Origin of the sequence: Pantoea conspicua, from assembly GCF_002095315.1 — a bacterium.
GTDB classification, from domain to species: domain Bacteria; phylum Pseudomonadota; class Gammaproteobacteria; order Enterobacterales; family Enterobacteriaceae; genus Pantoea; species Pantoea conspicua.
Genome location: NZ_MLFN01000031.1, coordinates 38207 through 46044 on the forward strand (window position 1 = coordinate 38207; position 7838 = coordinate 46044).

Annotated in this window: 11 protein-coding genes; 3 read left to right on the forward strand and 8 right to left on the reverse strand. The window is 54.7% G+C overall.

Annotated elements, in window-relative coordinates; all coding sequences use genetic code 11:
* Positions 1 to 309 carry a c-type cytochrome gene (locus tag HA41_RS12050; RefSeq protein WP_094120990.1) on the forward strand — a complete coding sequence of 103 codons (309 nt, stop codon included), beginning with the start codon at positions 1 to 3 and terminating at the stop codon, positions 307 to 309.
* 39 nt (positions 310 to 348) lie between these two features.
* Here HA41_RS12050 and rof read toward each other — a convergent pair whose 3' ends face one another.
* Positions 349 to 609 (reverse strand): Rho-binding antiterminator, encoded by a 261-nt coding sequence (gene rof / locus HA41_RS12055; protein ID WP_094120991.1) that lies wholly within the window; start codon positions 607 to 609, stop codon positions 349 to 351.
* The gene (locus HA41_RS12060; RefSeq protein ID WP_031375293.1) at positions 596 to 796 is read right to left on the reverse strand and encodes a YaeP family protein; all 201 of its coding nucleotides are present in this window, start codon (positions 794 to 796) and stop codon (positions 596 to 598) included. Before HA41_RS12060 ends, rof begins: the two co-directional genes overlap by 14 nt.
* Positions 797 to 1013: 217 nt before the next feature.
* Between HA41_RS12060 and arfB the strand changes: the two genes are divergently transcribed.
* Positions 1014 to 1424, forward strand: coding sequence for an alternative ribosome rescue aminoacyl-tRNA hydrolase ArfB (arfB, locus tag HA41_RS12065; RefSeq protein WP_094120992.1), 411 nt, complete (start codon positions 1014 to 1016; stop codon positions 1422 to 1424).
* A 32-nt stretch (positions 1425 to 1456) separates the two neighbouring features.
* On the opposite strand, the gene proS is transcribed toward arfB, so the two are convergent.
* The 6 genes from proS to metN all read right to left on the reverse strand — a co-directional run bounded on the left by proS (position 1457) and on the right by metN (position 7018).
* Positions 1457 to 3175: a proline--tRNA ligase gene (gene proS, locus HA41_RS12070; protein WP_094120993.1), complete on the reverse strand. Its 1719-nt coding sequence runs from the start codon at positions 3173 to 3175 to the stop codon at positions 1457 to 1459.
* Between the two features lie 89 nt (positions 3176 to 3264).
* A complete protein-coding gene (gene tsaA, locus HA41_RS12075) occupies positions 3265 to 3972 on the reverse strand; it encodes a tRNA (N6-threonylcarbamoyladenosine(37)-N6)-methyltransferase TrmO (RefSeq protein ID WP_094120994.1) in 708 nt (235 codons plus the stop codon).
* Complete coding sequence (gene rcsF / locus HA41_RS12080; RefSeq protein ID WP_094120995.1) at positions 3969 to 4367, reverse strand: Rcs stress response system protein RcsF; 399 nt, start codon at positions 4365 to 4367, stop codon at positions 3969 to 3971. Before rcsF ends, tsaA begins: the two co-directional genes overlap by 4 nt.
* A gap of 128 nt (positions 4368 to 4495) precedes the next feature.
* Positions 4496 to 5311, reverse strand: coding sequence for a MetQ/NlpA family lipoprotein (locus tag HA41_RS12085; protein WP_031375298.1), 816 nt, complete (start codon positions 5309 to 5311; stop codon positions 4496 to 4498).
* A 29-nt stretch (positions 5312 to 5340) separates the two neighbouring features.
* Positions 5341 to 5994: a methionine ABC transporter permease MetI gene (locus tag HA41_RS12090; protein WP_009091958.1), complete on the reverse strand. Its 654-nt coding sequence runs from the start codon at positions 5992 to 5994 to the stop codon at positions 5341 to 5343.
* On the reverse strand, positions 5987 to 7018 hold the full coding sequence (gene metN, locus HA41_RS12095) for a methionine ABC transporter ATP-binding protein MetN (RefSeq protein ID WP_094120996.1): 1032 nt from the start codon (positions 7016 to 7018) through the stop codon (positions 5987 to 5989). The genes HA41_RS12090 and metN overlap by 8 nt, the downstream gene beginning before the upstream one ends.
* A gap of 188 nt (positions 7019 to 7206) precedes the next feature.
* Here metN and gmhB point away from each other — a divergent pair, with 188 nt between their 5' ends.
* Positions 7207 to 7767: a D-glycero-beta-D-manno-heptose 1,7-bisphosphate 7-phosphatase gene (gmhB, locus tag HA41_RS12100; RefSeq protein ID WP_094120997.1), complete on the forward strand. Its 561-nt coding sequence runs from the start codon at positions 7207 to 7209 to the stop codon at positions 7765 to 7767.
* The last annotated feature ends 71 nt before the right edge of the window (positions 7768 to 7838 follow it).

Here is a 7838-nt window from a genome sequence, read left to right on the forward strand (position 1 = left end):
ATGAAAACGTGGATCGCGGCGTGTTTAGTGGTCGCCGCGCTACCGGCCTGGGCGGCGGGTGATGCGCAGAGCGGGGCGCAAAAGGCAGCCAGTTGTATGGCCTGTCACGGTGCAGCAGGAAAAGCTACCGTGCCGCTCTATCCCAGTCTGGCCGGGCAACACGCTGAGTATCTTGAACATGCCTTACAGGCTTATAAAAAAGGTGAGCGCAACGGGGGGCAGGCTGAGGTGATGAAAGCGTTCGTCGCGGGATTAAGTGATGCAGATATGGCAGATTTGGCGGCGTACTACGGATCGTTACAGCCCTGAACGGAAGAGGGCGGGAAAGTCCCGCCCGGAAAACGTGGATTATTCTGCGCTGACAACCACCGTTCCCAGTTCAGGGTGACTGAAGCTGGCGATATGGTCGAGGCGTAACTCGCGGGTTTCACCGGCAAGATCAATAGCCAGGTATTCCACATTCTTGCGTGAAAATATCTCGCTGGCCTTCGCCTTGAGCTGCTCGCCATTTTTCATCTCCAGCGACAGCATCCAGTTATTTTGGCAGGCGAGTTCCAGATTGTCGTAATCATCGCAATTGATGGGTTGGTACGCTTCATTTATCAACATAGTCGCTCACCAATAAGTTAGCAGCGGCGTAGGCCGCCTGTTCCCTGACAGAAGAGTTTAGCGCAGTATTTGCGGCAATATCATTAAGCGCCTTTAATGCGCAGCCAATCGCATCGGGTATGTAACCTAAATCCCCGCTGCCGATTTCGGCATATTTTCGGCGAACTAACTCACAATAATTTTGCACGTGGCCCTCCTCAGCAGAGCGTCAATACTCTGGTTAACTGGCGACTATATCACAGCCATTTACAGGAAATCAGCCCGCTTAAAGCAGGAACAGCGCGCAAATCACTGCTAAAGTGACAGATTCCGCTGTCTGACGCGGAGAGAGTCAAAGCACAAAAGGTTAAGTTGATGAACAGGTTATCGACAGTAAGCGCCATAAGCGCAGGGGAAGGTGGCAGATGATTATGCTGTCACGCAGTGTTGAAATCCCTGAAAGTGAAATTGAGCTGACCGCGATTCGGGCGCAGGGCAACGGGGGACAACATGTCAATAAAGCCAGCACGGCAATACATTTGCGGTTCGATATCGCCGCGTCCTCGTTGCCGGACTTTTATAAACAGCGATTGCTGAGCGCCAGTCATCATTTGATTACCCGCGAAGGGATCGTGGTGATTAAGTCGCAGGAGCATCGCAGTCAGGAGATGAACCGTGAAGCCGCGCTTCAGCGTCTGGTGAATCTGATTCGGGAACTGAGTACGGTGGAAAAGGCCCGGCGCGCGACGCGGCCAACCCGCGCTTCTAAAGAGCGACGGCTGGAGGGGAAAGCACGGCGCAGTACCACTAAGTCGATGCGCGGCAAAGTACAATAAAAAACGCCCCGCGAGCGGGGCGTCTGGCTAACTTACTTATTCAGTGCTTTCAGCAGGAAGTCGACGATCTCATCCTGCTTGATCATCTGCTTCTCACCGGCACGGCGCGCTTTATATTCAATCTCCTGATTGTCGAGATTGCGATCGCCAATCACGATGGTGTGCGGCACACCAATCAGCTCCATGTCGGCAAACATCACGCCCGGACGCTCTTTACGGTCATCCAGAATGACATCTACACCTTTAGCGCGCAGCGTCGCGTAGAGCTCTTCCGCCAGCTCTTTCACCCGGAACGATTTCTGCATATTCATTGGCAGAATCGCCACTTCGAACGGTGCCAGCGCCGCAGGCCAGATAATGCCGCGTTCATCATGGTTCTGTTCAATCGCCGCCGCGACGACACGGGTGATGCCGATGCCGTAGCAGCCCATGCTCATCACCTGATTGCGGCCATCTTCACCCTGAACCGAGGCTTTCATCGCGTCAGAATATTTGGTGCCGAGCTGGAAGATGTGACCTACTTCGATGCCGCGTTTAATCTGCAGCGTGCCTTTGCCATCCGGGCTGAGATCGCCTTCGACCACGTTGCGGATATCCGCCACGCTGGCCAGCGGCAGATCGCGCTCCCAGTTGATGCCAAAATAGTGTTTACCGTCGACGTTTGCGCCAGCGCTGAAATCACTCATCTTCGCCACGGTACGGTCGGCGATGATTGGCATCTTCAGCCCGACCGGACCGATAGAACCCGGACCCGCACCGACGGCAGCCCGGATCTCTTCTTCGGTGGCGAATACCAGAGGTGCAGCGACGATCTCCGCTTTTTCCGCTTTGATCTCATTCAACTGATGGTCACCGCGCACCAGCAGGGCAACCAGCGCATGGCCGCTCTCTTCGGCACCTTTCACGATCAGCGTCTTCACCGTCTGCTCAATCGGCAGCTGGAACTGCTCTACCAGTTCGGCGATGGTTTTAGCATCTGGCGTATCAACGATGCGCATTTCCTGGGTCGGCGCGGCGCGTTCCCCAGCCGGGGCAACCGCTTCGGCCAGCTCAATGTTAGCCGCATAGTCAGAGTCAGTAGAGAAGATCACATCATCTTCACCGCTCTGCGCCAGCACCTGAAACTCATGTGACGCGCTGCCACCGATTGAGCCGGTATCCGCCTGCACTGCACGGAAATCGAGTCCCATACGGGTGAAGCTCTGGCTGTAAGCGCGATACATCGCTTCGTACGTCTCCTGCAGTGATTCCTGCGAAACGTGGAACGAGTAAGCATCTTTCATGATGAATTCACGTGAACGCATCACGCCAAAGCGCGGGCGCACTTCATCACGGAATTTGGTCTGAATCTGATACAGGTTGAGTGGCAACTGTTTGTAAGAGCTGAGCTCATTGCGGATCAGGTCAGTGACCACCTCTTCATGCGTCGGACCCAGCACGAACGGGCGATCGTGGCGATCGGCAATACGTAACAGTTCCGGGCCATACTCTTCCCAGCGACCGCTCTCTTGCCACAGGTCGGCAGGCTGCACCACCGGCATTGAAATCTCAATCGCGCCAGCGTTGTTCATCTCTTCACGCACGATATTTTCGACTTTTTTCAGCACGCGCACCCCGGTCGGCAACCAGGTGTACAAGCCAGAAGCCAGTTTGCGGATCATACCGGCGCGCAGCATCAGCTGATGGCTGATCACTTCAGCGTCGGAAGGCGTCTCTTTCTGAGTAGAGAGCAGATATTGAGTAGTACGCATTGATTACGATTCCAGTTGATCGGAAAGTCACAGACAGAATTTTGCTGGCGGCTAGTGTACCAGTGAGATCACCGGCTCAAAAGCGGGTTTTAACGCGGGTCGATGGCGATCACTTCCGTTCCGGCCTCGTCGATGCGCCAGCGCACATTAAAATCGATCAGCCAGGCGGCATATTCACGCTGTTCTGCTTCGCCTTTACGGTAAGCGGGACGGGGATCCTGCGCCAGCACCTCGCTAATAAAGCGCGCCAGGTGCGGGTAGTGCGCCTGCTGCTGCTGCAGTTGCTGTTGTGCCTGAGTCGAGAAGCGGACCGGCATATCAGCCGCCGGTGCGGCCTGGGCAAAACCGGCCTGGGCATGCGGTAACGCTTCCGCAAACGGCAGATAGGGCTTGATATCGACCACTGGCGTTCCGTCGACCAGATCCAGGCTGCCGAGCTGCAGGATCACCTGCTGTTTGTCGACATGAATGCCCTTGAGCTCAACCAGTGACATGCCAATCGGATTAGGGCGGAAGGTTGAGCGGGTCGCGAATACCCCGATGCGCGCATTACCGCCGAGCCGGGGCGGACGGACTGTCGGTCGCCAGCCACCGGCCATGGTCTGATGAAACACGAACAGCAGCCAGAGATGACTGAAGGCTTCCAGCCCGCGTACTGCTTCCGGCTGGTTATAGGGTGCCAGCAGGTGCAGCTCACCGCCGCCGTCCTGCACCAGACCGGGCTGGCGCGGTACGGCAAACTTCTCTTTCCACGGTGAGCGGATTACCCCAATTTGCGCAAAGGCGAATTCACTCATTGATTACTGACTTTCAGCGCCGAGCCCTGGCATACCGCCTGGCGGTAGCAACCTGGCGTTCCGGTCACAATTTCACATTTATGCAGCAGCACCGCGTTGGCTTTCATCTGCGAGGCGCGGATCTGCAGGCGTTTACGCGCGGTGGCGATGTTAGCCGGAGAGTTCTGGTTACTGATCTGGCAATCTTCAGCCGAGACTTCACCCAAATCGCGGAACGGTTTACTGACCAGGTCAGTCGCATCGGTGTAGAGCTTAACCGGCGCAGGACGCGGCGCAGGTTTGCGGGTCGGTTCGCTGGATTGCTGCGGACGAGAAGGTGCGCTGCTTATCGGGTGATATTCATGGACACACCCGGTCAGCATCAATGCTAACAAGCAGAGCGGTAAAAAACGCATGGCAACATCCTCAGGTTTCAAAAAGTGGCGTTATTGAAACAAGGACCAGAATAAATAACAAGTCGGGCAGGGCACCCAATAACAGAAAGGGCGGCATCACGCCGCCCTGGAAGAAATGAGTAACCGAATTACCAGCCTTTAACGGCCCCGCCGTTGAAGACTTTGTTTGCGGCTTCGTTGACTTCGTCAGACTGATAAGCCTGAACGAACTTCTTCACGTTTTCCGCATCCTTATTGTCTTCACGCGCCACAATCAGGTTCACGTAAGGGGAATCTTTATCTTCAACAAAGATACCGTCTTTGGCTGGCGTCAGACCAATCTGGCTGGCGTAAGTAGTGTTGATGACCGCCAGCGCAATCTGTTGATCGTCGAGTGAGCGCGGCAGTTGTGGCGCTTCCAGCTCAACAATTTTCAGATGCTTAGGGTTCTCAGTGATGTCCAGCGAGGTCGGCAGCAGGCCCACGCCATCTTTCAGTTTGATCAGACCCACTTTCTGCAGCAGCAGCAGGGTACGGCCCAGGTTGGTCGGATCGTTAGGAATCGCGACCTGAGCGCCGTCCTGCAGCTCATCCAGTGATTTAATCTTTTTCGAATAGCCCGCGATTGGGTAGACGAAAGAGTTACCGACGGAAACCAGCTTGTAGCCACGATCTTTAATCTGCTGATCCAGATAGGGTTTATGCTGGAAGGCATTAGCGTCGATGTCGCCTTTGCTCAGCGCTTCGTTAGGCAGCACGTAATCGTTAAACGTCACCAGCTCAACGTCGAGGCCATACTTCTCTTTCGCGACTTTCTGTGCTGCTTCAGCCACCTGCTGCTCAGCACCGACAATCACGCCCACTTTAATATGATTGGGATCTTTCTCTTTTTGATCGCATCCTGCCAGCGCAATCGCGCCAATCAGTGCACCCACAGCGGCAATTTTTTTAAATCTGAAAGACATATCCTTTCCTTAATAGTGTTATTGCTGGCTTACTTATGGGACACCGCACGTACGATGCGGTCGCCACAGAATTGAATGAGATACACCAAAACCACTAACAACACCAATACCGTATTCATCACGGTGGCGTTGTAGCCGATATAACCGTACTGATAACCGATCTGACCCAGGCCGCCAGCGCCGACCGCACCGCCCATCGCTGAGTAACCAACCAGCGTAATCAGGGTAATCGTCGCTGCGTTGACCAGGCCAGGCATCGCTTCAGGCAGCAGAACCTTACGGACGATCTGCATTGGCGTTGCACCCATCGCGCGTGACGCTTCAATCAGTCCGGTTGGCAGTTCCAGCAGGGCGTTTTCCACCATACGCGCAATAAAAGGTGCGGCGCCGACGGTTAGCGGCACGATTGCGGCCTGTAAGCCGATTGAGGTGCCGACGATGACGCGGGTGAACGGGATCATCCAGACCAGCAGAATGATAAAAGGAATCGAACGGAAGATATTCACCAGCGCCGAGAGCACGCGGTAGAGTCCCTGATTCTGCAGAATCTGGCCTGGACGGGTGACATACAGCAGTACACCGACCGGCAGCCCCAGCACAAAGCCAAAGAAACCCGAGACAAAGGTCATCATCAGCGTTTCCCATACGCCGCGCCCCAGCAACCACATCATCGCCTCAGACATAACCTAATACCTCTACTTTCACGTGATTCTCCTGCAGCCAGGCGATGGCCTGACGGGTATCGCCTTCTGTGCCGTGCATTTCGGCCAGCATAATGCCGAACTTCACTCCACCGGCATAATCCATCTGGGCACTGATAATATTGTTATTGACGTTGTAACGGCGGGCCGCTTCCGACAGCAGCGGCGCATCGACCGATTTGCCGGTGAACTCCAGACGCAGCAGCGGCACACTGTCGTGGCTGGCGGCGGCTGAAAGACGCTGTTGATAGTCATCCGGGATATCCAGATGCAGCGTTGACTGAATGAACTGCTGCGCCAGCGGCGTTTTCGGATGCGAGAAGACTTCACTGACGCTGTCTTTCTCAATCAATTCGCCCTGACTGATAACCGCGACCTGGTCACAAATGCGTTTCACCACATCCATTTCATGGGTGATCAGCAGGATAGTCAGGCCGAGACGGCGGTTAATATCTTTCAGCAGTTCCAGAATCGAGCGGGTCGTGGCCGGATCGAGTGCGCTGGTGGCTTCGTCGCACAGCAGCACTTTAGGGTTACTGGCCAGGGCGCGGGCAATAGCGACGCGCTGCTTCTGTCCACCTGACAGGTTTGCGGGCCAGGCATCATGCTTATCGGACAGGCCGACCAGCGCCAGCAGTTCAGCGACCCGCGCCTTAATCTGCTCGCGTGACAGGTTGCCCAGCTCCAGCGGCAGTGAAACGTTTCCGGCGACGGTGCGGGAATTCATCAGATTAAAGTGCTGAAAGATCATGCCGATCTGACGACGCGCCTGGGTTAACTGGCGTTCGTTAAGCGCGGTCAGGTCAGCGCCATCCACCAGTACCCGACCCGAAGTAGGGCGTTCAAGTAAATTAACGCAACGGATCAATGTACTCTTGCCGGCACCGGAAGCTCCGATGACGCCATAAATTTGTCCGGCAGGCACGTGCAGACTGACGTCAGATAACGCCTGAATGGTGCGGTTGCCTTGCTGGAACACCTTGGTGATATTTTCTAATTTAATCATTACGTTATTTATTATCGTGTTGCGTTGTCCGTGGTGTGGCAGGCGGTTAAGCCCGATATGCTGTCAAAGCTGGATGGATGGTAAGGCATCCAGACGTCTAAATCAATGGAAGCGATTCAATCTGGCATTCTCCCTTTTATAGCAATCATGCGATACTGATCGGCAATTTTTATAGCAGGAGTTTCTACGTGGCGAATAAAGTCCCAGCCATTTTTCTTGATCGCGATGGCACCCTCAACGTCGACCATGGCTATGTCCATGAAATTGATAATTTCCAGTTCATTGACGGCACAATTGAGGCGCTACAACAACTGAAGCAGATGGGTTTTGCGTTGGTCGTGGTGACCAATCAGTCGGGTATTGCGCGCGGTATGTTTACAGAAGATACCTTTATGCGGCTGACCGAATGGATGGACTGGTCATTAGCCGACCGCGATGTGGATCTCGATGGCATCTATTTTTGTCCGCATCATCCTGAGGCCACTGTTGAAGAGTTCCGCCAGACGTGTGATTGCCGCAAACCGCAGCCGGGGATGTTGTTAACGGCTCAACAGGAACTGCATATTGATATGGCGGCTTCTTATATGGTGGGCGATAAACTGGAAGATATGCTGGCGGGTCAGGCTGCAGGCGTGGGTAAGAAAGTACTGGTGCGCAGCGGTAAGCCGGTCACCGCGGAAGGCGAAGCTGCAGCAGACTGGGTGATTGATAGCCTCGCAGCGCTGCCAGCGCGCATCAAACAGGGTTAAAACGGCGCTTTTGTGCAAATTTCAGACGAACAGCAAAAAAGTTGAAATTTGCACTTGCGCTATCTGAAGCG